General features: G+C 65.5%; 24 protein-coding genes. 17 read left to right on the top strand and 7 right to left on the bottom strand.

The window, feature by feature from the left end; all coding sequences use genetic code 11:
• Positions 1-29 precede the first annotated feature (29 nt).
• The 5 genes from atpG to glmU all read left to right on the top strand — a co-directional run bounded on the left by atpG (position 30) and on the right by glmU (position 5,529).
• Positions 30-938 carry a F0F1 ATP synthase subunit gamma gene (gene atpG / locus FA85_RS08870; RefSeq protein WP_036109526.1) on the top strand — a complete coding sequence of 303 codons (909 nt, stop codon included), beginning with the start codon at positions 30-32 and terminating at the stop codon, positions 936-938.
• A gap of 76 nt (positions 939-1,014) precedes the next feature.
• A complete protein-coding gene (gene atpD / locus FA85_RS08865; RefSeq protein ID WP_036109527.1) occupies positions 1,015-2,427 on the top strand; it encodes a F0F1 ATP synthase subunit beta in 1,413 nt (470 codons plus the stop codon).
• A gap of 42 nt (positions 2,428-2,469) precedes the next feature.
• A complete protein-coding gene (locus tag FA85_RS08860; RefSeq protein WP_036109528.1) occupies positions 2,470-2,895 on the top strand; it encodes a F0F1 ATP synthase subunit epsilon in 426 nt (141 codons plus the stop codon).
• 110 nt (positions 2,896-3,005) lie between these two features.
• On the top strand, positions 3,006-4,082 hold the full coding sequence (locus FA85_RS08855; protein ID WP_036109529.1) for an AsmA family protein: 1,077 nt from the start codon (positions 3,006-3,008) through the stop codon (positions 4,080-4,082).
• Positions 4,083-4,149: 67 nt separating this feature from the next.
• Entirely contained in the window at positions 4,150-5,529 is a 1,380-nt protein-coding gene (glmU, locus tag FA85_RS08850) for a bifunctional UDP-N-acetylglucosamine diphosphorylase/glucosamine-1-phosphate N-acetyltransferase GlmU (protein WP_036109530.1), read from the top strand.
• A 5-nt stretch (positions 5,530-5,534) separates the two neighbouring features.
• On the opposite strand, the gene FA85_RS08845 is transcribed toward glmU, so the two are convergent.
• Positions 5,535-6,521, bottom strand: coding sequence for a chorismate transformation FkbO/Hyg5 family protein (locus tag FA85_RS08845; RefSeq protein WP_239739745.1), 987 nt, complete (start codon positions 6,519-6,521; stop codon positions 5,535-5,537).
• 177 nt (positions 6,522-6,698) lie between these two features.
• Here FA85_RS08845 and FA85_RS08840 point away from each other — a divergent pair, with 177 nt between their 5' ends.
• The 4 genes from FA85_RS08840 to FA85_RS08825 all read left to right on the top strand — a co-directional run bounded on the left by FA85_RS08840 (position 6,699) and on the right by FA85_RS08825 (position 8,749).
• The gene (locus tag FA85_RS08840; RefSeq protein WP_036109531.1) at positions 6,699-6,971 is read left to right on the top strand and encodes a phosphopantetheine-binding protein; all 273 of its coding nucleotides are present in this window, start codon (positions 6,699-6,701) and stop codon (positions 6,969-6,971) included.
• A 67-nt stretch (positions 6,972-7,038) separates the two neighbouring features.
• Positions 7,039-7,353 carry an ApeI family dehydratase gene (locus FA85_RS08835; protein ID WP_051944160.1) on the top strand — a complete coding sequence of 105 codons (315 nt, stop codon included), beginning with the start codon at positions 7,039-7,041 and terminating at the stop codon, positions 7,351-7,353.
• Positions 7,350-8,306, top strand: coding sequence for a lysophospholipid acyltransferase family protein (locus FA85_RS08830; RefSeq protein ID WP_036109532.1), 957 nt, complete (start codon positions 7,350-7,352; stop codon positions 8,304-8,306). Before FA85_RS08835 ends, FA85_RS08830 begins: the two co-directional genes overlap by 4 nt.
• 8 nt (positions 8,307-8,314) lie before the next feature.
• Positions 8,315-8,749, top strand: a complete 435-nt coding sequence (locus FA85_RS08825) for a hotdog family protein (protein ID WP_036116984.1) — start codon at positions 8,315-8,317, stop codon at positions 8,747-8,749.
• 108 nt (positions 8,750-8,857) lie between these two features.
• On the opposite strand, the gene FA85_RS08820 is transcribed toward FA85_RS08825, so the two are convergent.
• Genes FA85_RS08820 through FA85_RS08805 form a run of 4 tightly spaced genes read right to left on the bottom strand, consistent with a single transcriptional unit; the run spans position 8,858 to position 13,258 of the window.
• Entirely contained in the window at positions 8,858-10,453 is a 1,596-nt protein-coding gene (locus FA85_RS08820) for an NAD(P)/FAD-dependent oxidoreductase (RefSeq protein ID WP_036109533.1), read from the bottom strand.
• 38 nt (positions 10,454-10,491) lie between these two features.
• Positions 10,492-11,262, bottom strand: a complete 771-nt coding sequence (locus FA85_RS08815) for a glycosyltransferase family 2 protein (protein ID WP_036109535.1) — start codon at positions 11,260-11,262, stop codon at positions 10,492-10,494.
• Entirely contained in the window at positions 11,259-12,059 is an 801-nt protein-coding gene (locus FA85_RS08810; protein ID WP_036109537.1) for a beta-ketoacyl synthase chain length factor, read from the bottom strand. Before FA85_RS08810 ends, FA85_RS08815 begins: the two co-directional genes overlap by 4 nt.
• On the bottom strand, positions 12,056-13,258 hold the full coding sequence (locus tag FA85_RS08805; RefSeq protein WP_239739747.1) for a beta-ketoacyl-[acyl-carrier-protein] synthase family protein: 1,203 nt from the start codon (positions 13,256-13,258) through the stop codon (positions 12,056-12,058). Before FA85_RS08805 ends, FA85_RS08810 begins: the two co-directional genes overlap by 4 nt.
• Before the next feature lie 35 nt (positions 13,259-13,293).
• On the opposite strand from FA85_RS08805, the gene FA85_RS08800 reads away from it, so the two are divergent.
• Both FA85_RS08800 and hemF read left to right on the top strand, forming a co-directional pair.
• Entirely contained in the window at positions 13,294-14,085 is a 792-nt protein-coding gene (locus FA85_RS08800) for a YdcF family protein (protein ID WP_239709128.1), read from the top strand.
• Positions 14,086-14,194: 109 nt separating this feature from the next.
• Positions 14,195-15,097: an oxygen-dependent coproporphyrinogen oxidase gene (gene hemF, locus FA85_RS08795; protein ID WP_036109541.1), complete on the top strand. Its 903-nt coding sequence runs from the start codon at positions 14,195-14,197 to the stop codon at positions 15,095-15,097.
• Position 15,098: 1 nt separating this feature from the next.
• On the opposite strand, the gene FA85_RS08790 is transcribed toward hemF, so the two are convergent.
• Complete coding sequence (locus tag FA85_RS08790; protein WP_036109544.1) at positions 15,099-15,749, bottom strand: DUF4097 family beta strand repeat-containing protein; 651 nt, start codon at positions 15,747-15,749, stop codon at positions 15,099-15,101.
• Positions 15,750-15,907: 158 nt separating this feature from the next.
• Between FA85_RS08790 and gpmA the strand changes: the two genes are divergently transcribed.
• Both gpmA and FA85_RS08780 read left to right on the top strand, forming a co-directional pair.
• On the top strand, positions 15,908-16,645 hold the full coding sequence (gene gpmA, locus FA85_RS08785) for a 2,3-diphosphoglycerate-dependent phosphoglycerate mutase (protein WP_036109548.1): 738 nt from the start codon (positions 15,908-15,910) through the stop codon (positions 16,643-16,645).
• A 183-nt stretch (positions 16,646-16,828) separates the two neighbouring features.
• Positions 16,829-17,356, top strand: a complete 528-nt coding sequence (locus FA85_RS08780) for a CcdC protein domain-containing protein (protein ID WP_036109552.1) — start codon at positions 16,829-16,831, stop codon at positions 17,354-17,356.
• Between the two features lie 15 nt (positions 17,357-17,371).
• Here the strand turns inward: FA85_RS08780 and glnK are convergent, their stop codons facing one another.
• Complete coding sequence (gene glnK, locus FA85_RS08775; RefSeq protein WP_036109554.1) at positions 17,372-17,710, bottom strand: P-II family nitrogen regulator; 339 nt, start codon at positions 17,708-17,710, stop codon at positions 17,372-17,374.
• Positions 17,711-17,892: 182 nt separating this feature from the next.
• On the opposite strand from glnK, the gene ubiK reads away from it, so the two are divergent.
• The 4 genes from ubiK to FA85_RS08760 all read left to right on the top strand — a co-directional run bounded on the left by ubiK (position 17,893) and on the right by FA85_RS08760 (position 22,884).
• On the top strand, positions 17,893-18,147 hold the full coding sequence (gene ubiK / locus FA85_RS21425) for a ubiquinone biosynthesis accessory factor UbiK (RefSeq protein ID WP_079522345.1): 255 nt from the start codon (positions 17,893-17,895) through the stop codon (positions 18,145-18,147).
• Between the two features lie 176 nt (positions 18,148-18,323).
• On the top strand, positions 18,324-19,823 hold the full coding sequence (locus FA85_RS08770) for a YifB family Mg chelatase-like AAA ATPase (RefSeq protein ID WP_051943218.1): 1,500 nt from the start codon (positions 18,324-18,326) through the stop codon (positions 19,821-19,823).
• A gap of 486 nt (positions 19,824-20,309) precedes the next feature.
• Positions 20,310-21,626: an ABC transporter permease gene (locus FA85_RS08765; RefSeq protein ID WP_036116987.1), complete on the top strand. Its 1,317-nt coding sequence runs from the start codon at positions 20,310-20,312 to the stop codon at positions 21,624-21,626.
• Between the two features lie 7 nt (positions 21,627-21,633).
• Positions 21,634-22,884 (top strand): ABC transporter permease, encoded by a 1,251-nt coding sequence (locus tag FA85_RS08760; RefSeq protein WP_036109557.1) that lies wholly within the window; start codon positions 21,634-21,636, stop codon positions 22,882-22,884.
• Positions 22,885-22,980 lie beyond the last annotated feature (96 nt).

Raw genomic sequence — 22,980 nt, 5'->3', positions numbered from 1 at the left:
CGGCGTCACCCTTTACAGACGAGTAAGCCATGGCTAGCGGCCGCGAAATCAAAACCAAGATCAAGAGCACGCAGAACATGCGCAAGGTGACGCGTGCGCTCGAAATGGTCTCGGCGTCGAAGATCCGCAAGGCGCAGGACCTGATGAAGGCGTCGCGTCCTTACGCGCGTCTGATGCGCAAGGTCATCGCGCACGTCGCCCAGGCCAGCACGGACTTCACCCATCCGTACCTCACCGAGCGTCAGAACGTCGCGCGCGTGGGCTTCATCGTGGTGTCGACCGATCGCGGCCTCGCGGGCGGTCTCAACTCGAACCTGTTCCGTCGCACGCTGACCAGCATCCGCGAGTGGCAGGAGAAGGGTGCCGAGATCGACGTCGTCGCCGTCGGCCAGAAGGCCGTGCAGTTCTTCCGTCGCATCAAGGGCGTCAACCTGATCGGTTCGGCCACGCACCTCGGCGAAAAACCGAAGCTGGAAGACCTGATCGGCGTGATCAAGGTCGTGCTCGACGCCTACGGCGACAACAAGCTCGATCGCGTTTTCCTGGTCTACAACGACTTCGTTAACACGATCGTGCAGAAGCCGACCATCGAGGCCCTGCTGCCGCTCACGCTGGTGGCGAAGGAACTCGAGGACGCCGAAGGCGAGGCATCCACGGGCGTGAAGGTCGAGCAGACCCACGACTGGGATTACATCTACGAACCCGATGCGCGCACGGTCCTCGAGCACCTGATGACGCGTTACATCGAGTCGGTGGTGTATCAGGCCGCGCTGGAGAACCTCGCCAGCGAACACGCCGCGCGCATGGTCGCCATGAAGGCCGCGTCGGACAACGCGAACAAGGTCATCGGCGAACTGACACTGGTCTACAACAAGGCACGTCAGGCCGCGATCACCCAGGAAATCTCGGAGATCGTCGGCGGCGCCGCCGCGGTCTGACCGAAAGCTACACGCGATGGCGACGCAGTGAGCGGCGCCCGAACAGAACCTTACGAAGATTCATCCGGAGCATTCCATGAGCCAGGGCAAAGTTGTTCAGATCATCGGCGCGGTCGTCGACGTCGAATTCCCGCGCGACCAGGTGCCGCAGGTTTACGACGCACTGAAGATCGACGGCACCGAGATCACCCTCGAAGTGCAGCAGCAGCTCGGTGACGGTATCGTGCGCACCATCGCGCTCGGTTCCACCGACGGCCTGCGCCGCAACCTGCTCGCCCGTAACACCGGCGAAGGCATCAAGGTGCCGGTCGGTACCGCCACGCTCGGTCGCATCATGGACGTGCTGGGTAACCCCATCGACGAAGCCGGCCCGATCGGCGAGAAAGAGCAGTGGGTCATCCACCGCGAAGCCCCGTCGTATGACGAGCAGGCCGCGGCCAGCGAACTGCTCGAAACCGGCATCAAGGTCATCGACCTCATGTGCCCGTTCGCCAAGGGCGGCAAGGTCGGCCTGTTCGGCGGCGCCGGCGTCGGCAAGACGGTCAACATGATGGAGCTCATCAACAACATCGCCAAGGCGCACTCGGGTCTGTCCGTGTTCGCCGGCGTGGGTGAGCGTACTCGTGAAGGTAACGACTTCTATCACGAGATGAAGGACTCCAACGTCCTCGACAAGGTCGCGATGGTCTACGGTCAGATGAACGAGCCGCCGGGCAACCGCCTGCGCGTCGCGCTGACCGGCCTGACGATGGCCGAGTACTTCCGTGACGAGAAGGACGAGTCGGGCAAGGGTAAGGACGTCCTGCTGTTCGTCGACAATATCTACCGCTACACGCTGGCCGGTACCGAAGTGTCCGCGCTGCTCGGTCGTATGCCGTCGGCCGTGGGTTATCAGCCGACGCTGGCCGAGGAAATGGGCGTGCTGCAGGAGCGCATCACCTCGACCAAGACCGGCTCGATCACGTCGATCCAGGCCGTTTACGTTCCCGCGGATGACCTTACCGATCCGTCGCCGGCCACGACCTTCGCGCATCTCGATGCCACGGTCACGCTGAGCCGCGATATCGCCTCGCTGGGTATCTACCCGGCCGTCGATCCGCTCGCTTCCAGCAGCCGTCAGCTCGATGCCTCGGTTATCGGCCAGGAGCACTACGACACGGCCCGTCGCGTGCAGGGCACCCTGCAGCGCTACAAGGAGCTGAAGGACATCATCGCCATCCTCGGCATGGACGAGCTGTCGCCGGAAGACAAGGCCTCGGTGTCGCGCGCCCGCAAGATCGAGCGCTTCTTCTCGCAGCCGTTCCACGTGGCCGAAGTCTTCACCGGCTCGCCGGGCAAGTACGTCGCCCTGAAGGAAACCATCCGCGGCTTCAAGATGATTCTCGACGGCGACCTGGATCACCTGCCCGAGCAGGCGTTCTACATGGTCGGCGGCATCGACGAAGCCATCAAGAAGGGCGAGGACATGGGTGCGAAGAAGGCCGCGTAAGCGACCTTCTCCTCCCATTCCCGACCAACGGAAGACAAGCCCATGACCCACACCATCCGCGTCGACATCGTCAGCGCCGAAGCCGAGATCTACTCCGGCGAAGCCACGCTCGTGGTCGCCACCGGTGAGCTTGGCGAGCTGGGTATCGCGCCGCGTCACGCGCCGCTGATCACCCGCCTGAAGCCGGGCCACGTGGACGTGGTCGGCACCAACGGCGATCGCCAGCAGTTCTATGTCTCCGGCGGCATCCTCGAGGTGCAGCCGCAGGTCGTGACGATCCTCGCCGACACGGCCGCCCGCGCGGCCGACCTCGACGAGGCGGCGGCCCTGAAGGCGAAGGAAGAAGCCGAGGCCGCGCTGTCCAACCGTGGCCCCGAGATGGACGTCGCCGAAGCCCAGGCCAAGCTGGCCGAGGCGCTGGCGCAGCTCCAGGCACTCGAGCGCATGCGCAAGACGCTGAAGCACTGAGCGACACCGTATCGCCGATAAACCCCTCTCCGGAGGGGTTTTTTTGCTTCTTCATCCGGAAATGACTGCCGCGGCGCAACACTGGGCTGTCGTTTCAAGGTGAAAGTCTCATGCGCACCCGCTACCGCCGAAGCTTCTGGATCCTGGGGATCGTCGCCGTCGTGCTCATCGCGGCCCGCGTCGCGCTGCCGTATGTCGTGCTCAACTACCTCAACGGTCGCCTGGCTCACATGGGCGCCTACGCCGGACGGATTGCCGACATCGACATCCATCTGTGGCGCGGGTCGTACTCGATCGACCAGATGTCGGTCACCAAGGTCGACGGCAAGGTGCCGGTCCCGCTGTTCAAGACCACGCGCGCGGACATTTCGCTGACCTGGCGCGCGCTGGTGAAAGGTCACTTCCGCGGCAAGATCGATTTCTACGATCCCGTCGTCAACTTCGTGGACGGCAAGTCGGAGGGCGACAAGCAGACGGGTAAGGGCGTGGACTGGCGCGAGCAGCTGCGTGCCCTGGCGCCGTTCCGGTTCGACGAAATCAATGTCATGAATGGCACGATCACCTTCAACAACTTCGTGTCCAGCCCGAAGGTCGATCTGAAGATGACCGACGTCAACGGCACGGTGACCAACCTCACCAACGTCCAGCGCGAAGGCGGCGACCGGGTCGCCCATATGCACGCGACGGCCAAGGTGCTGGGCGACGCGCCGCTCGAAACCCATGCCGACATCGATCCGGTGGAACGCCTCGGCGACTTCCATTATTCGATCACCGTCCACGACATCAAGCTGGTCAAGGCCAACGATCTCGCGCGCGCGTATTCCGGCCTCGATTTCGCGGGCGGCGAAGGCGACTTCGTCATGGAGCTCCAGGCCAAGGATCGCAAGCTCAGTGGCTACGCCAAGCCACTCTTCCACGGACTGAAGATCTTCAGCTGGAAGCAGGACGTGGAGGAAGACAAGAAGGGTCCGCTGAAGATCGTCTACGAAGCGGCGGCCGAGGGCGTGGCCAAGCTGTTCAAGAACCAGTCCAAGGACCAGTTCGCGACGCGTGTGGCGATATCCGGCAACATCGACGACAAGAGTGTTTCCACGTCGGACGCCATCATCGGCATCCTGCGCAATGCCTTCGTCGAGGCCTATAAGCCGAACCTCGAAAACCTCAGCAAACGGAAGGACGACGAGTAGCCGACTTGGCAGCGCCGGCCAAACGCGCGACAGTGCGGCCCTCACTTCCAGGCAGGTACGAGAGCCCATGACCGCTACGCCCCTTCACGTCCTGATCCTCGCCGCGGGCGAAGGCAAGCGGATGAAGTCCGCATCCGCCAAGGTGCTGATGCCGTTGGCCGGGCGGCCCCTGCTGTCGCACGTGATCGGTTCCGCGCGTGCGCTGAATCCCGCTGGCGTGCACGTCGTCTACGGACATAACGGGCAGCAGGTGCGCGATGCGTTCGCCGCCGATGGCTCGCTGGGCTGGATCGAGCAGCGCGAGCGTCTGGGTACCGGACATGCCGTGCGCACGGCGCTCGAGGCCCTGGAGGCGGATGGCAAGCTCGATGGGCGCGTCCTCATCCTCTATGGCGACGTTCCTCTCATCCGCGCCGAAACGCTGGGGGTGCTGGTCGGCACCGGCGAGGGTCTCGCCATGCTGGCGACGCGCCTCGCGGATCCGAAGGGTTACGGGCGCGTCGTGCTCGATGCGGCCGGCAAGGTCCGTCACATCGTCGAAGAAAAGGATGCCAACGCCGAACAGCGCGCGGTGGACCTCGTCAACACGGGTATCGTCGCCGGCGATGCGGCACGCCTTCTCGCCTGGACGCGTGCGCTGGGCAACAGCAACGCGCAAGGCGAGTACTACCTCACCGACGTCTTTGAAATGGCCGCGGCCGAAGGAGCGCCCGCCGCCTGCGTCGATTGCGATCCGGTCGAAGCGTCAGGCGCGAACGACCCGTGGCAGCTGGCCGGTCTCGAGACGCTGTACCGGGAACGCGCCGCGCGCGAGCTGGCACTCGCGGGTGTCCGTCTCGCCGATCCGGCGCGGCTGGACGTGCGTGGCAGCGTGAGCGCGGGACGCGACGTCGAGGTCGACGTCAATGTGATCTTCGAAGGCGAGGTCGTGCTCGGCGACGACGTGCGCATCGGTCCGTTTACGCGCGTGCGCAACGCGACGCTGGCTGCCGGCACCGTCGTGCTCGCGCATTGCGACCTGGATGGCGTGGTCACCCACGGGCCTTGCACGATCGGTCCGTTCGCCCGCTTGCGCCCGGGGACCGACCTGGCGGCCGGCGTGCATATCGGAAACTTCGTCGAGACGAAGAACGCCGTGATCGCGGAGGGATCGAAGGCCAATCACCTCAGCTACCTGGGCGACACCGTGATCGGCAGCAAGGTCAACATCGGTGCGGGCACGATCACCTGCAATTACGACGGCGTAAACAAGAGTCGTACCACGATCGAAGACCGGGTGTTCGTGGGATCAAACAGCTCGCTCGTTGCGCCGGTGACCCTGCGCGCCGGTTCGACGATCGGTGCGGGCTCGGTGATCACCAAGGACGCACCGGCCGATACGCTGACGATCTCGCGTGCACGGCAGACGGCGATCGAGGGTTGGGTGCGGCCCGTCAGGAAGCCGTAAGCCTATCAGCCCCGGTAGCGCCATCCATCGATCTCCACCAGCAACTCCGCCCGGCAGATATCGCCGTGCACAAGCAGCAAGGGGGCGGAGGGGAAGCGCTTTGCCGCGAAGGCCCGCACCGCGGCTTCATCCTCGGGATGCCGCACGTACACCTTCAGCGGCGCCCCGCCATCGAGGCCGGCGGGCATGCCGCCGGATTCGAGCAGGGCATCGAGATTCCGCAGCGTTTCCGCCAGCTGAGCTTCGAGATCCCCGGCGTGCGCGGAGGCGTGACCCACGACCGCGGCGGTGCCTGAAATCGCCAGTACATCGCCCGCCGGCAGCAGGGTGGCGCGCGCAAAGCTCGGGGGCGTGCGCCCGTACTGACGCGGATACTGCCAGGCACTGACCTGACGCGGGTTTTCCACGCGGGTGCCGGGCCGGTCGGTCGCGAGCAGATACACCTGCAACAGCCCGGGATCGCCGTGATGTCCGATCGCCGAGGCAGCCGGAAAGCCCTGCGCGAACACGTCGCCCATGCCGCGGATACGCCCCGTGCAGAAGTGCTTGTAGCGTTCGTCGTCGCCCGAGCCCTCGTTGATCGCGCCGAGGTAATTCCAGATGCGCTGCACGTGCCGTTCTTCGGCGGCCTCGACGAATCGCGAGAGCAAACCATACGCATGCACGGCCGCGCCTTCGGGTCCGCCATGGTCGTCCTCGTGGCATTCGACGGCGGCGTAGAGCCAGCCGCCTCCGCGCGACCAGCGCAGATCGCCCTGGCGGCCCGCCTCGACCGTGGCATCCACTTCCCACGCTTCCAGCGGCGCGTCGCCCAGCGGATCGAGGACGACCCGCAGCCAGCGCGGATCGTCGATGTCACGAGGTGTCGAGCCAAAGCCGAAAAGGGCCAGCGTCCGCGGACCCGGCGAAGCGGAGCCGTCGCGGTAACGCACCAGCGGGGAAGGGTGGGCGGTGAGCGCCGTGCGCTCCCGCATTTCATTGCCGTGGGGCATCAGGTAGTCCATAGAACGCGTTCGGGGCATCATATCGTCACGCCGTCGGCGAGAAACGTGAACGGTCGATTCTTCACGAAGCTGAGTGGCCGCAGGGGCTTGCCCGGGGGCCCTGTGATAAACTCCGCGACCGCTGCCATCCGGGGGGAGGCAGGAAATCCAGGACCTGGAAACACAATGGCAACGCAAACCGCAGCACAGCACGAACTCGCCGAACTGATCGTCACGAGCCTCAACCTCGAGTCGGTGCAGCCGGCCGACATCGACCCGGAAGCGCCCCTGTTCGGCGGCGACCTGGGCCTGGATTCCATCGACGCCCTCGAAATCGCCCTGGCGGTGTCCAAGCGCTATGGCTTCCAGCTGAAGTCCGACAATCCGGACAACCGGACCATCTTCACCAGCCTCCGCACGCTGTCCGAGCACATCGAACAGCACCGCGCTGCGGCCTGATCGTCGTTCAGGCACCACTCGCCCGGAGCGTGCTTTGCTTCGCCCCGACCGTGAGCCTGAGATGCCCATGACCGATCCAGCCGACATCGCATCGTTCGTGCGCCCGCTGCGTTTCGACGCGGCGCACCCGAGTTTCGCCGGACATTTTCCCGGTCGCCCCATCGTTGCCGGCGTCCTGCTGCTCGAAGCCGCGGCCGACGCGTTGCGCGCGTGGCGCGGTGTCGGCGTGGGCCAGGTGATCGACGCGAAGTTCCTGCTGCCGCTGCTTCCCGATGAGAATGCCGAGGTCGAGCTGACCGGGCTGGATGCCGCGCGGGTGCGTTTCACCGTTCGCCGCGGCTCCGACACCCTGGTCCGCGGCACGCTCGAGGGCCGGGCATGAGTCACTGGAAACAACGGGAAGGCGGCGGGCGCTTTGCGATCTGGCTGATCCGAACGATCGCCCTGCGCCTCGGACGGGGCGTCGCGCGCCTGCTGCTTTATCCCATCGCGCTGTATTTCTTCCTGCGTCGCGCCGACGAACGCGCGGCCTCGCGCACCTATCTGTCGCGCGTGCTCGACCGGCCGGTGACCGCATATGACGTGTTTCACCATATCCACATGTTCGCCGCGACGCTGCTTGACCGGCTGTTTTTTCTGGCCCGTGGCGAGCGCGACTTCGAGGTCGAGGTGGAGGGCCTGCCGGAACTCGACCGACACCTGAATGCGGGACGCGGTGTTCTCCTGATCGGCTCCCATCAGGGTAGCTTCGAAGCATTGCGCGCGCTTGGCGGACGCCGTCCCGATGTGCCGCTGCGCGTCGTGCTGGACAAGCAGAAGACACCGGCGCTGACCGCCGTGCTCGAGGCGCTCGCGCCCGATGTCGGCGCCGCGGTGATCGACGCGGCGCTGGGAGGCGCATCCATCGCGCTCGCAATGGCCGAAGCCGCGGAGCAGGGCGGCATGCTCGCGCTGTTGGCCGACCGCGGGCATCGCGGTGAAGCGACGCGCATGGTGCCGTTCCTCGGCAAGCCTGCGCCGTTTCCCACGGGGCCGTGGCAGCTCGCCGCCGTGCTCAAGGTTCCGGTGGTGGTCTGCATGGGTATCTATCTGGGCGGCAACCGCTACCGGTTGATCTTCGAGGCCTTCTCCGAAGGCATCGACGTGCCTCGTACGGAACGCGCCGCCGTCCTCGATGCGGTCGTGGCGCGCTACGCCCAGCGCGTCGAGCACTACGCCCGCGCCTATCCGTTCAACTGGTTCAACTTCTACGACTTCTGGCAGGAGATGGAGTCCGTAGAGGAGCCAGCCGCCGCCGTCGCTCTCTCCGGGCACTCCGATGCCCACGGCGGATGACCGTGTCCCTGCTGTCCAGACACGAGTTCATCGACCTGATTCCGCATGCGGGCGATATGTGCCTGCTCGACGGCGTGGTCGCCTTTGACGCATCCGCCCTCCATGCGTTCAGCACGAGCCATGTACTGCCGACGCATCCGCTGCGCGGCCCCCACGGCCTGCACGCGTTGCATCTGGCCGAATATGGCGCACAGGCGATGGCGGTGCATGGCGCCTTGTTGGCGAAGGAACGCGGGGACACCGAGCCCCGTCCGGGGATGCTGGTCAGCCTGCGAGGGGTGAAGCTGGCGGTCGAACGGATCGACACGCTGGAAGGACGCCTCGACGTGCACGCGGAGTGCCTGATGGCCGATACGTCCGGTGCCCAGTACAGTTTTCGTATCGCGCACGATGGCGTCGAGATCGCCTCGGGTCGGGCCGCGGTCATTCACCCGGCGGGTTGATTCGCCGGGCCGGAGGGGCAGCGCGAAAGGGTGACTGATGAGGAGCCTGACCGGCCCCTCCGGACCGACCGCCGTAGTGTCGATCCGCGGCGTCTCAGATCGCGCGACTCACGCCACCTGAGCGAACAGCGTCGTCCGCGCGCCCTCGACATCCACCAGATGCTCCGCACCTTCGATCAATGACGGATGATCCGCCGCCGCACGCTCGACCACGTGGGCCGCGAGCAGCCGCATCATGTGCACGTTGGCGCGGATGCGATCGCCGAGCGCTTTTTCGTTGAGCGAATCGTGCAACGTGGCATTCATGTCGGCGAACCAGGTGAGGTCGCGCTGATCCAGCATCATCTTCGGGTTACGGCGCGCGGACACGGCGTGCCAGCGCTGGAAGAAGACCTGCATCTCCTTGTTGAGGTCGGCCGCGGCGAGCAGCTCCGGCGCCAGGCGCCCGATGAAGTGCGTGTCGGCCAGTCGCTCCTGGAACATGATCTGGCAGAGCACACCCCAGTAATAGGCGTAATCCCAGATCACCTTGATCGACAGTACTTCGGGATCGCCGAACAGGTTGTACTGGCCGCGGTACATGTGCAGCGTATTCTCGTAGAACGAGAAGAACAGCCGCTCGTAGGCACGCGCGTGCGGCGCCAGCGGTTCGCCGCGCCGGTCCACACCGATCAGTTCGGTGATGTACGTGTTGGAGATGGCGATGAAGTCGCTGCCGGGCGAATAGAACGGATCGAGAAACGCGCCCGCTTCGCCGGTGAGTGCCCAGCGGTCCGACGAAAACATCCGCGAGCAGCCATAGGAGAAATGCCGGAAGAAGGCGAAGTCCAGCAACTTGTCGCGGCGCTTTTCGATCTCGCGCGCGACCACGGGCTGGTGCTCATGGATCCACGCCAGCGCCTTCTCGAAATCGCGCATGCCATCCAGGGGATGCATCTTGGCGTCGGCCACGATACCGACCGAATGCGCCCCCGACGACAAGGGAATCAGCCACAGCCAGTAGCCCGGGCCGACCAGATGATTGGTGGAACGCCAGCGCTCCGGCGGATGCACGCGGTCCTTCCATTCGGCGTCATCGCACCAGCCGTCGATCTCCAGGCGATCGTCGATACGGAACCACACCGCGTTGGCGTGGTGGCCGTTGTCGCGGGTGAGATCGAGTTTGCGCCGTATCATGCCCGCACGCCCCGATGCGTCGAGCAGCCAGCGTGCCTGCAGCTCGTGGTCACTGCCGGACTGGCTGAAGCGAACCGTGTGGCTGTCGTCACCCTTGCCGATGTCAAAGCCACGGACGGTGGCGCCCTCGCGGAAATCGATGCCGCGGCGTACCGCTTCCTCGCCGAGGAAGGTTTCCAGAATGCCGCGATCGATCTGGTAGCTCGGCGTCGGCAACACAGCGCTGACCCCCAGTTCAAGAACGTCGGCGAGGTCGTCGCGACCTTCCGAGAAAAAGAACCGGAAGCCGAACTTGCGGATGTGCTCCGTCTCGAAGTGTTCGCGCAGGCCCAGCGTATGCGTGAAGTAGTGGGCGGCGATTTCCACCGTCGACTCGCCGACCTTGTGCGCCGCCACCGGCAGCGGTCGTGCCTGCCGCTCCAGCACGACGATGTCCATGTCGGGGTAGGCGCCTTTCAGCTGCAGCGCCAGGGACAGTCCGGCCAGGCCACCGCCAAGGATGACTGCGTCATATAACTTGCGATCCATCGTATCGACCCCTTGCGCGGTGCGTGCGCGTAGCGTTTTCAGTGCGTGTCGCGTGTCCCAGGTGCCGTCGCGACAATCGTCGGTGTCGCGCGGGAGGACCGGTAGCATGCCATTACGTGACCGTAATGGAAGATGCGGCCTACCGTATACACCGTGATCCGGGTGACGTCGCGCACCGGCTGGAAGTGGCTGAGGCGGAACTCGCCCTCGTAGCGCGAGGCGATCGGCACCGAAACCACGCCGATGCCGCGCTCGCGGCACGCCGTGATCAGCAGCGCGGCTTCGAAGACGAAGTTCTCGGCGGGAAGATCGACGAGGTCGAGCGCGGCACGCGGGTACAGGCGCTGGCCGCTTTGCGTATCCGCCACCGGGCGACCGCAGGCCCAGGAGATGCCCCAGTCGGCCACGGCGTTCGCACGGCGGCGTCCGGGCGGCTGCTGTTCGCGCTCGAGCAGCCGCGCACCGATGACGATGCTGCCGGGATAGCGGCGGTGAGCTTCGAGGATCGCCGGGATGTCGGACGCCAGGTGTTGTCCGTCGCCGTCCATCGTGATGACGTTGTCGAAACCCTGACGCAGCGCCTCGCGAAAGCCGCTGCGCAGGGCCTCGCCCTTGCCGCGTCTTGTCGCGTGGCGAATCAGGGTGACGGGCAGCTCACCCACGATCCCGGGCGTGCGGTCGTCCGAGCCGTCGTCGACGACGATCACCGGCAAGCCCAGCTCCATGGCTTCGGCAACCACGCGACCGATGGCACGTTCCTCATTGAGGCAGGGAATCAGGATGCAGCAGCGATCACCGGTGGCGTTCATGATACGGCCTCGATATCCACGTGAAGGTCCAGGCCGGTGGCGGCGGCCACGCGCAGGGCGGTTGGGCGTGCGAGGGCCAGTGCACGCAACAGCGGTATCGCCTGGGCCGAGGGGCTGCTGGCCGCGATGTCGTCCATCCAGGCGTCACCCAGCGCGACAGCGCCCGTATTGCCGGCCGACGGCGTCAGATCGAGGCGCGCCAGGGCGCCCTCCGGACGCGGCGACAACACCAGCGCGCAGGCGAACGGGCCGGTGGTGCTGGTCATCTCACCGAGCGGGCCGGTGCCCGCGATGTCGTAACTGGCCAGCAGGACATCGCGCTCGTCGGCTACCGCAAGGGTGGCCGCCTCGAGCAGTCCGGCGCCAAAGCTCGTCTCGCCACCGGACACCGCGCTTGAACTGGCATGGCAATGCGTGGCGATGGTCCAGTAGCCGGCAGGGGCGTTATGCACGGAGTTGTGGAATTTGGTGGGCGACAGTTCGGTGGGTGCCGTCGCCAGCGTGGTGCACATGTAGTCGGTGATCACCTGGTCGCCGTGCGCGGAAGCGAAAACGCAAGGCAACGCGGCGGCGTCGAGGCCACTCATTCGCACGGCCTGGCCCGCGGCGGCGGCGGCCAGCAGCACGCTTTCCGGAGCGCGTCGCCGTTCGTTCGGCGGCAGGACGTCGGCCACGGGCCGCGTGGTCGCACCCGGCGCGGCGGCACCGTTGGCGATCTCGCGGAACGCCTGCCAGTCGTCGGCGCCGGGTGCCCACGTGCCGATACCCTTGATCCATACGGTCAGCGCGGCGCTCATGCGGCAACCTCCGCCCGGGCGAAGGCAAGACAGGCGTTGTTTCCGCCAAAGCCGAACGAGTTGCTCAGGGCGATGCGAAGATCGCCGCGCTCGGATGTCCACGCCATCTGCGGCCCGCACAGCGGATCCGGTGTCGTCGCACCCAGGTTCGCGGGCACAACGCCGTCGCGCATCGACAACAGCGTGAGCGTGGCCTCGAGAATGCCCGCGGCGCCCAGCGTATGACCGGTGAAGCCCTTGGTCGAGCTGGCGCGTGTGCTCGCCGGGAAACGCCGTGCCACCAGTGCCGCCTCGACCTCGTCGTTCTTCTGGCTGGCGGTTCCGTGCAGATTGATGTAATCGACATCGCCCACGACGATGCCCGCCCGCGCCAGCGTGTCGTTCAGTGCGAGCTCGGCGCCGAGCCCTTCGGGATGCGGTGTCGACATGTGATGCGCGTCGCTGGCTTCGCCGTAGCCGATCAGCAGCGGCAGGCCGCCACCCTCCACGGCGCGCTCGATGAGCGCGAAGCCGGCCGCCTCGCCGATCGAGATGCCGCCACGGTTAGCGTCGAACGGACGGCAGGGTTCAGGTGACACGAGCTCGAGCGAATTGAACCCGAACAGGACGCTGTCGCAGAGCGTGTCGGTACCACCGACGATGGCGGCGTCGATCAGTCCGAGGCGGATCATCCGCTCGGCGTTGGCGAACACCTTGGCGCTGGAGGAGCACGCGGTGGCGACGGTCAGGCAAGGCCCTTCCAGGTCGAACGCCGTGGCGACGAATCCGGCCAGCGAATGGGGGGTGTGCAGGACGGAGCGATGGAGATCCGCCGGCATCCGGCCTCCTTCCAGGCGTCGATAGCCTTCTTCGGTCGCACCGATGCTGGCGGTCGACGTGCCGAGCAGGACGGCGACGCGCGATGCGCCGTAGCGCTCGCGTGCGTCCCTGACCGCATCGATAAAACCGTCCTGACGCAACGCCAGCCAGGCCAGGCGGTTGTTCCGGCATTCCCATTCGGCGAGAGCCGGCGGGAGCGGTTCGTCTTCGAGTCCGGCGACGCGGCCGATCCAGCAATCCAGGGGCGCTGAGCTGAAGTCGTTGGGTTGAAGGCCGCCCCGGGAGGTGGCGATGGCGGTGGCGTGAGCGTCGAGACCGCGACCGAGCGCGGAGGTCGCCGTGTACGCGCGGATGGCGAGAGGAGGCATGGGATGAGGCATGCGGCGAGCCTATCCTTTTTGAGCCGCAGCGTCGCGTGAATGACGGCACCCATGACATGGCCATTCATTCGCAGGACCGCATCGTTGCGCCTCGCCAGCCAAGTCGCCAGACTCCGCTGTCTATGGCCGGTCTTCTCAAACCCCTGCGTCGCGGCGTCTGGCGTTACCTCAGTGACCGCGACATCCTGATCGCGGCGTTCGTCACCGTCGTGGTCTTCGTCGGCACCCTGGGCCTGGTCTACGTCGCGCACGTGATCAACGTATGGGGCCTCGCCCGACGCAGCCCGATCGCCGGAGGGCATCGTCGGGCGCTGCTGATCTTCGGGCGTCGCCTGGTCGACGATCTGCCGGAGGCCGACTTCACCGAGCGTCTGGCGCGCGGGCGCGAAAACGTGCTCGCCGGCGCCGCCGACCGCGTGTTGCTGCTTGGCGGCACGAGTGGCGGCTCGGTCAGCGAAGCGGAGGCGGGACGTCGCTGGCTCGTCGCCGCCGGCTGGCCCGTCGATGTGCCGATGACGCTCGAGCAGCTGTCGATCGATTCCCTCGAAAACCTGCGGCACGCCCGCGAACTGTTGCGTCCATCGGACGAAGGCCGGCTGCCCGCCGTCTGGCTCGTCACCAGTCGCTACCATCTGGCGCGTTGCCTGTACCTCGCCCGCCGTCTGGGTTTCGACGCCTCGCCCATCGCCGCCGAACCCCGGCTCGCGCTCAGCGGTCGTTATGTCGTGCGGATGCTCATGGAAGCGGGCTATCTGATGTGGATCGACATCGGCATGCGCTGGGCCGCGCTCACGGGCAACCGCCGCATGGCCGCACGTATTTCCTGACCCGTCATCCCTGACCCCGTCATCGTTACGCGGCGGCGTGCCGCAGCGGGCCTCCCGGCCCGACTTGCTAAGCTTCGCGACATTTCCCGCCCAAGGATCCTGCGCCGTCATGTCCGAACAAGCCGATCTTGCCGAGTCGTTCCTGCGCGGGCTCCAGGACCGCATCTGCGCCGCCATCGAGGGGATCGACGGCAAGGCGACGTTCGAGGAGGATGCCTGGACGCGCCCTGCGGGCGGCGGCGGTCGCACGCGCGTCCTGCGCGACGGCGCCATCTTCGAACAGGCGGGCGTGAATTTTTCGCGGGTCGCCGGTTCGCCGCTGCCGCCGAGCGCCACGGCGCACCGGCCCGACCTCGTCGGCGGCAGCTTCATCGCCACCGGCGTCTCGCTGGTTCTGCATCCGCGTAACCCGCACATCCCGACGACGCATGCCAACGTGCGTTACTTCGAGGCCTCGAAAGAAGGCGCGGAGCCCGTGTGGTGGTTCGGCGGCGGCTTCGATCTCACGCCGTTCTATCCGGTCGACGAGGACGTGCGTCACTGGCATCGGGTCGCCAGGGACCTCTGCGCGCCGTATGGCGATGACGTGTACTCGCGATACAAGCAGTGGTGCGATGAGTATTTCTACCTCAAGCACCGCGGCGAGACGCGCGGTGTCGGCGGTCTTTTCTACGACGACCTCAACGAGGGCGGCTTCGAGCGGTGCATGAGTTTCACGCGCGACGTCGGTCAGGGTTTTCTCGACGGCTACCTGCCCATCGTGGAGCGCCGTCGCGACACGTCGTACGGCGAGCGCGAGCGCGAATTCCAGCTCTATCGTCGCGGTCGTTACGTCGAGTTCAACCTGGTCTACGACCGCGGCACCTTGTTCGGTCTGCAGTCGGGCGGGCGCACGGAATCGATCCTGATGAGTCTGCCGCCACGCGTTCGCTTCGAATACGCGTACGCGCCCGAGGCGGACAGCCCCGAAGCGCGGCTGCAGGAATACCTGAAGCCGCGCGACTGGATCTGAGTTACGGGGCGCTGCCCGAGAACGTGTGCGGCGTGGCGCCTTCGATCTTGCCGACCGTCGCGGAGTCGCTCACGTAGAGATCGACCGCGCGTTCGAACCTCAGCGTGCCCTGGACCACGGCATGCGGTCCGATCACGATCTTCGGATTGCGGTCGTTGTTGGTGTGCCAGCCCATGTTGGGCTTCTTCACCAGGATGCCGCCCTCGACCTTCGAGCCGCCACCGATATCCATGTCCGCGTTGACGGTCTCGATGCCGCCGCCCACGTGCGCGCCGTCGAGCGAGATCTCACCATTGACGTTGGACAGGTGGCCTTTGACGTCGGCACCGCGCTCGAGCTGAACCCGGCCGTTGACCGTCTGCACGTCATCGCTCACACGCGACTGCTCATGCAGGGAGACCGCGCCGTTGACCGACTTCACGGCGGTAGCGGTGGCTCCTTCGCCGAGCTCGACCGAACCGTTGACGGTACTGGCCTTCTGTACCGTGGCGCGCGAACCGATGCGGACCGAGCCGTTCACCGTATGGACGTCGCCCGCGTTCTGGCCAGCGTCGACCGACGCGGTGCCGTTGACCTTGCTGATGTCGTCGGCCGCGACGGCGGCGCCGGCGAGGGACAGGGCGATGAGGAGGGAAATCAGGCTACGACGCATGCTGCGGCACTCCGCGAGTGGACTGGGACACCTGAGATGCGCGCGCCCCGCGCAAGGTTTAGCGTGACTTCCGGCACGGCTGCCTGCCGTCGCCGCGTAAGTTGACGCCTCGCGGGCGAGGTTCCACCATCGGATTTTTCCTCCTGACGTTGGATGCCATGTACAAGCTTGTCATGATCCGCCACGGCCAGTCGGCCTGGAACCTCGAGAACCGCTTCAGCGGCTGGGCCGATGTCGACCTGACCGAGCAGGGCGTGGCCGAGGCCCGTGAGGCCGGTCGCCTGCTCAAGGACGCCGGTTTCACCTTCGACCTGGCCCACACCTCCTACCTCAGGCGTGCCGTGCGCACCCTGTGGCATGTGCAGGACGAGATGGGCCTGATGTGGATCCCGGTGGTCACCGACTGGCGCCTCAACGAGCGCCACTACGGCGCCCTGACCGGCCTCAACAAGTCGGAGACCGCCAGTAAGTACGGCGAAGACCAGGTCAAGATCTGGCGCCGTAGCTACGACACGCCGCCGCCGGCCCTGAAGCCGGGCGAGATGTCGTTCGCGGACGACGGCCGCTACGACGGCATTGCCGACGTCCCGCTGACCGAGTGCCTGAAGGACACCGTCGCCCGCGTGCTGCCGTACTGGCACGACGTACTGGCGCCGGCGATCAAGAGCGGCAAGAGCGTGCTGATGGCCGCCCATGGCAACTCGATGCGCGCGCTGGTGAAGTACTTCGACGGCATCTCCGACGACGACATCGCCGAGCTCAACATCCCCAACGGTATCCCGCTTGTCTATGAGTTCGACGCCGACCTCAACCCGGTCAGGCACTACTACCTGGGGGACGAGGCCGAGATCGCGGCCAAGATGGCCGCCGTCGCCAACCAGGGCAAAGCCAAATAACGCTGGCCGCTTCGTGTAGGAGCGCGCCCCGCGCGCGATGTCCTTTCGCGCCAGTCCTCACGGGCTGGCGCGAAACCGGGCCGCATGACACCCGTCACCCCCAACACCTCACATCCCGCCCTCGAATGCCCGCCACGGTCGCCGTAAGGTAGCGTCACAGTCACCACCACCGAGACCGCGCCCATGCTGGCTCCGACCACCATCCCGTTCATCGTCGCCCCGCTGATGGCCTTCGCCGTCTACCGCCGTGTTCGCGGCAGTTTCGGCCGGCAGCCGATCCGGACGAAGCGGATGACCGCTCGCATCGTCATCTTCGCGGCGATCGCCTGCCTGATGATGACCTCGGGTCTGCAGGACATCCGGCTTGCGGAGGGCGCCCTCGGCGGCCTCGTGCTCGGCGGTGCGCTGGCCTTCGTCGGCCTGCGCCTCACCCGTTTCGAGTCGAGCCCCCAGGGCGGCGACTTCTATATCCCGAATCCCTGGCTTGGGGCCGCGCTCACCGCGCTGCTGCTGGGCCGCATGGCCTGGCGCTTCCTGGTGCTGGCCCCCCTGTTTCAGGGCGAGGGCCCAGCTGTCGCCCATACGCCGCCGCCCGGTAACAGCCCGCTCACCATGCTGGTGGTCGGTCTGACGATCGGCTACTACGCGGCCTACTACGCGGGGAACCTGGTGCACCACCGCCGCTTCAAGCGGCTGGAGCAGGCGGTCTGATCGCCGGAGACGCACTCAGAGGGCGTCGTTGTCCAGTTCGCCGGTACGGATACGCACGACCTGGTCGAGCTGACTGACGAAGATCTTGCCGTCGCCGATCTTGCCCGTGCGGGCCGCCTGCTGGATGGCCTCGACCACGCGCTCGACCTGATCATCGGTGATGGCGACCTCGAGCTTGATCTTGGGCAGGAAGTCGACCACGTACTCCGCCCCGCGATACAGTTCGGTGTGGCCCTTCTGCCGGCCGAAGCCTTTCACCTCGGTGACCGTGACGCCCTGGACGCCCACATCGGCGAGGGCTTCGCGGACGTCGTCCAGCTTGAACGGCTTGATGATGGCGACGACCAGCTTCATGTAACACTCCTCGGGGCGCGTCCGGCTGTCGGCGCGCGGACGGTCATTGTGCCATCCGCGGTCGGTCGGCGTCCTCCGGGAGCATTTTTGTAGGGGAAACCCTACACGACGTGTAGGCATCCGCCTATAGCGCCTACAAACGAATCACCTAAACTTCATTCCACGACATCGAGGTGCGCAAGATGGATGTGCAGGGTATCGATCAACTCGCACAGCGGTTGGCATCGTTGGTTCCGCCAGGGTTGGCGCAAGCGCGTGAGGATATGCACGCCAACTTCAAAGACATTCTGGCGCAGGGACTACGCCGCCTCGATCTCGTAACCCGCGAAGAATTCGATGTGCAGAGCCAGGTATTGGCTCGTACGCGAGAAAAGCTCGACGCTCTGGAAAAGCGCATTGCCGACCTGGAAGTCAGCGCTGCGCAGCGCGGCCAATAGGGAAGGCCGCACAGCCCGGGACCGCCCCCGATCCGTCACCCTCACCCCGAGAGCGGTCGGGGGCGGTTATTTTTCTCCGAACAGGCGCAAGGAGTGCGTATGCGAGCCGGATCCCTTCAGGATCGCCGACGTTCGCATCCCTTGTGGATGCGTAACCGGTTACGATACTCCCCGTCATGAGCCTCGCCGTCACCCTTTCGCGCGCGCAGGAAGGCGTTGCCGCGCCACAGGTCATCGTCGAGGTGCATCTCTCCGGCGGCCTGCCTTCCACCTCCATCGTCGGTCTGCCTGAAGCGGCGGTGCGCGAGGCGCGGGATCGTGTTCGTGTCGCCATCCAGAACACCGCCTTCGAATACCCGGCCCGTCGGGTCACCGTGAATCTGGCACCCGCCGAACTCCCGAAAGACGGTGGCCGGTTCGATCTGGCCATCGCGCTGGGCATCCTCGCCGCGGGCTCCCAGGTGCCCCGCGAGCGGCTCGACGATTGCGAGTTCCTCGGCGAGCTTGCTCTGTCCGGCGAGCTCCGTGCCGTACCCGGCATCCTTCCCGCCCTGATCCGCGCTCGCCGTAGCGGCCGCCGCATCGTCGTACCCCGGGCCAACGCCGCGGAAGCCGCGTTGATCGGGGAGGGCGACATCCTGCTGGCGGACAGCCTCGCCGAGGTCTGCGCCTGGCTGCGCGGCAATGGCGATCTGACCAGTCCCGCCACGGCCGACTTCTACGACCTGCCGACCTGCGGCCCCGACATGCGTGACGTGCGCGGCCAGTATCAGGCGCGCCGCGCCATGGAAATCGCCGCTGCGGGTGGTCACCATCTTTTGCTTATCGGTCCGCCCGGCACCGGCAAGACGATGCTGGCTGAGCGTCTCCCGGGGATCCTCCCGCCGATGACCGAATCGGAAGCGCTTGAGAGCTGCGCCATTCGTTCGCTGTCCGGCGAGGAGATCGAGCCGGGTTGCTGGCGCCGTCGTCCCTTCCGCGCACCTCATCACACGGCCTCAGGCGTCGCCCTGGTCGGCGGCGGGGCCAATCCGCGTCCTGGCGAGATCTCGCTGGCGCACAACGGCGTGCTCTTCCTCGACGAGTTGCCCGAGTTCAGTCGGCACGTGCTCGAGGTGCTTCGCGAGCCGCTGGAGTCCGGGCAGATCGTAATTTCACGCGCCGCGCGGCAATCGACGTTCCCGGCCGAGTTCCAGCTCGTTGCGGCGATGAATCCGTGCCCCTGTGGGTACAACGGCGATCCGCTGCATGAGTGCCGCTGCACGCCCGACCAGGTACAGCGTTATCGCGGGCGTATCTCAGGCCCGCTGCTCGATCGCATCGACATCTGCGTCGAAGTGCCACGCGTTTCCATCGCCGAGTTCTCGGCCATGCGTGGGCCCAGGGACGACGACAGCGCGACCGTCCGAGCGAGGGTGGTCAAGGCCCGGGAGAAAGCGCTGCTGCGCGCTGGCCAGGCGAACGCGGAGCTGAGCGTCGTCAACCTCGAACGCGACTGCGCGCTGCCGTCCGCGGAGCGCGAGTGGTTGCAGGTGACGCTGGATAAGCTGGGTGCCTCGGCGCGGGCGTATCACCGGATTCTGCGCGTCGCGCGGACCATCGCCGATCTGGAGGGCGGGGCGGGGTGTGTGGAGCAGGTGCATCTGGCGGAGGCGCTGCATTACCGGCGGTTCTGACGCATCGTCATCGGCACGTTGATCCGTTACTCGCTTCTGCCGAGCTCATGCGCGAATTCGGCAGTTGTGGCGAGAATCCCCACTCGCGACGCGTGAATCGATTACCAAAGACGTTTGTCGATGTTGTGCCATTTCTTCTCAGCTCGCCTTAAATAGCGCGAGCCCATTTCTCACTTTCATTTAGTGGAACGCCTACAGCGCACCGCCTAATGCGTGCTCTTCAATAGCAGAAAAGAGCTTTTTTGAAGGCATGGCTATCGCAAAGCCTGGCCTGCGTGCTACATCACGCTAAGACAATTTCGCATTGATGCGATTGTCACGAGCTTTTATAGCTACGTCGCGGAATGTCGGATGCTGATGACGCGGGCGCGTGTTTTAGTTGCTCGCTAAGCTCGCGTTACCTCGACAACTGAATCAACGCGAGTCGCCTGCACCGGTCTGGAAGATGCTGTGCGGTGCTGTGGATGGAACCAGGAGACGGACACTTTGTTCTCTTACTACACTGAATTGGCACTCTTGAGTTTCCGGCGAAGCCCGGGTCTGACGGCATTGATGGTGCTAGCCATAGCCTTTGGCGTCGCCGCTTCGATGACGACCTTCTCTGTTTACCGGGCTGTATCGGGCGATCCCATGCCGTGGAAATCGGGGCGGATTTTCGTCCCGCAGGTCGATACCTGGGGCCCGACAGAGCGTGACAAGGATGGCGAGCCTCGGTCCTCTCTCGACTACGCTACCGCCGTTGCGCTTACCCGCGCGCATCGAGGTACCGCGCAAGCACCGATGTATAAGATTTCGCCCGCTGTGCAAGCCGAGGCTGCGGCGAGTCACCCTGTCAATATCGACGGCCATGCCGTGGGCAGCGAGTTCTTTCCCATGCTCGATGTGCCTTTCCTGTACGGGGCGGGTTGGACACTTCAGGACGATGAACGGCGTGCAAATGTTATCGTTATCAGCCAACGGCTCAACGGGAAGCTGTTTCAGGGGCGTAATAGCGTAGGTCAAAGCCTGCTGGTGGCTGGAAGGAGCTACCGAATCGTCGGCGTTGTCGGTCACTGGGATCCGCAGCCGCGCTTCTTCGATGTGGTCAATACGGGTGGCTTCACGACAACTCGCGAAGACGCGTTTCTCCCGTTCAATACGGCGATAGCGGCTGGCATCGAAACTACAGGCAACACTGGCTGCAGCAAAACTCCCACCGAGTCGGGAATCGCGGGCCTGACGCGTTCGAATTGCGTCTGGATTTCGTACCTGGTGCAACTGGACGATGAGCGCTCCGTCGCCGCCTACATGGCTTACCTCGACGGGTATGCACGGCAGCTGCGCGATTCGGGCGCCGTCACCTGGGAGCCGAATAATCGCTTGCGTGACATCCCGGCGTGGTTGGATGCGCGGCATGTGGTGCCTGCGGACACGGGCGCGTCACTGCTGGTGGCACTTGGCTTGCTCGTGGTCTGTCTTGTCAATACGTCAGGACTTCTTTTGGCCAGGTTCCTCAGGCGTAGCGGTGAAATCGGTGTTCGCAGAGCGCTGGGTGCGCCTCGCCATGCGATCTACGCCCAGTTTCTCACCGAGGCGGGGATGATCGGCCTCGCCGGCGGGGTGCTTGGCATCGCGCTCACCGGCGTCGGTGTCGCGTGCGTTCACTGGCTGTTGCCCGTGGACATCGCACAGCTAGCACGTATCGACCCAAGCTTGCTGCTGCTCACTCTTGGCCTCGCGCTAGGATCGACGCTGGTGGCCGGTCTGTATCCGACGTTCCGGGCAGCGCTGGTGCAACCCACCTGGCAACTCAAGTCGCAGTGAGGGGCACATGACGATTCATCCCATGATCTCCGCGCTGCGCCGACATAAAGCCGGAGTGATACTCATCGTTCTGCAGATATCGCTGACTCTCGCGATAGTCTGCAATTCGGTGTTCATCATCGGTTCGCGCATCGAGCGCATCGGGCGCCCGACGGGATTGGCCGAGTCGGACCTTTTCCTCGTCACACAGCAGTGGGTGGGCGGCGGTGCCGCCGACGGACCCGACGCACTTCAGCGGCTCGACACGATGCAGCGCGAGGACCTCAGTACGCTTCGCAGCGTGCCCGAGGTCGCCTCGGCCACGCCGATCAACTCGTTGCCCCTGCTTAACTCGGCAGCGTGGAACGGTGGCGTCGCTCTGACGCCAGACCAGCGGAAGCCGAACGCCCAGGCCAGCTTCTATTTCGTCGATGAATCGGTGGTGCCCACGCTGGGCATCAGGTTGATCGCAGGGCGAACCTTCAACGCCGGTGAGATCGATCACAAGGCGCTGGGTGACACCAACACTCCGTCTGCGATCATCGTCAGTAACGAACTCGCTGGTCGACTCTTCCCCGGCGCCAATGCGTTGGGGCAGCGGGTTTATCTGGATGGCGGCGCCGCTCCGGCGACCATCGTCGGCATCATGGAGCGCCTGCAGACACCGGGAACCAGCGAGTTCAGCACGAGCTTCGCGTACAGTTCCCTGCTGGTGCCGAGCCGAATGAATTCGACTTTCTCCCGCTATGCGATCCGTGCCAAGGCCGGGCAGCTCGATGCTGCGATGCAAGCGGCGTCCAGCGCGTTGTACAAGGCCAATCCGCAGCGCGTTATCGCGGACGACGGTATCCAGTCGTATGCATCGGTGCGCGAACAGGCCTACCGCGCCGATCTGGGTATGGCGATGCTGATGGGCGGCATATCGCTGATCCTTCTGGGCGTCACGGCGGCGGGAGTCTTCGGACTTACCAGCTTTTGGGTTGATCAGCGCGAACGGCAGATCGGTATACGTCGCGCGCTTGGGGCAACGCGAAGGAACATCCTCGGCTACTTTCAGTTGGAAAACCTTCTGATCGTCGGCAGTGGCGCGACCACGGGAATCATTCTTGCCGTGGGCCTCAATATGCTTTTGATGTCCCGTTACGAGATGCCACGGCTTCCTGTCACGGACGTGATGGTGGGCGTCGTGCTGGTCGTTTTGCTCAGTCAGGTCTCGACCCTCATACCAGCTCGCCGAGCGGCTCGCGTCGAACCGGCCAGTGCGATCCGCGCGACCTAGTCACGTTGGAGGGGAGTCGTGGGTACGACCCGGGCCGGGACGTCATCATGCTCAGCTCGTTCAGTAAACGCTACCGGAGAGCCGCCGGTGGCCCTG

It is taken from the genome of Luteibacter mycovicinus (assembly GCF_000745235.1).
Classification (GTDB): Bacteria; Pseudomonadota; Gammaproteobacteria; order Xanthomonadales; family Rhodanobacteraceae; genus Luteibacter; species Luteibacter mycovicinus.
The sequence above is the reverse complement of the archived record's forward strand: the minus strand, read 5'-3'. Positions and strand labels throughout refer to the sequence as shown.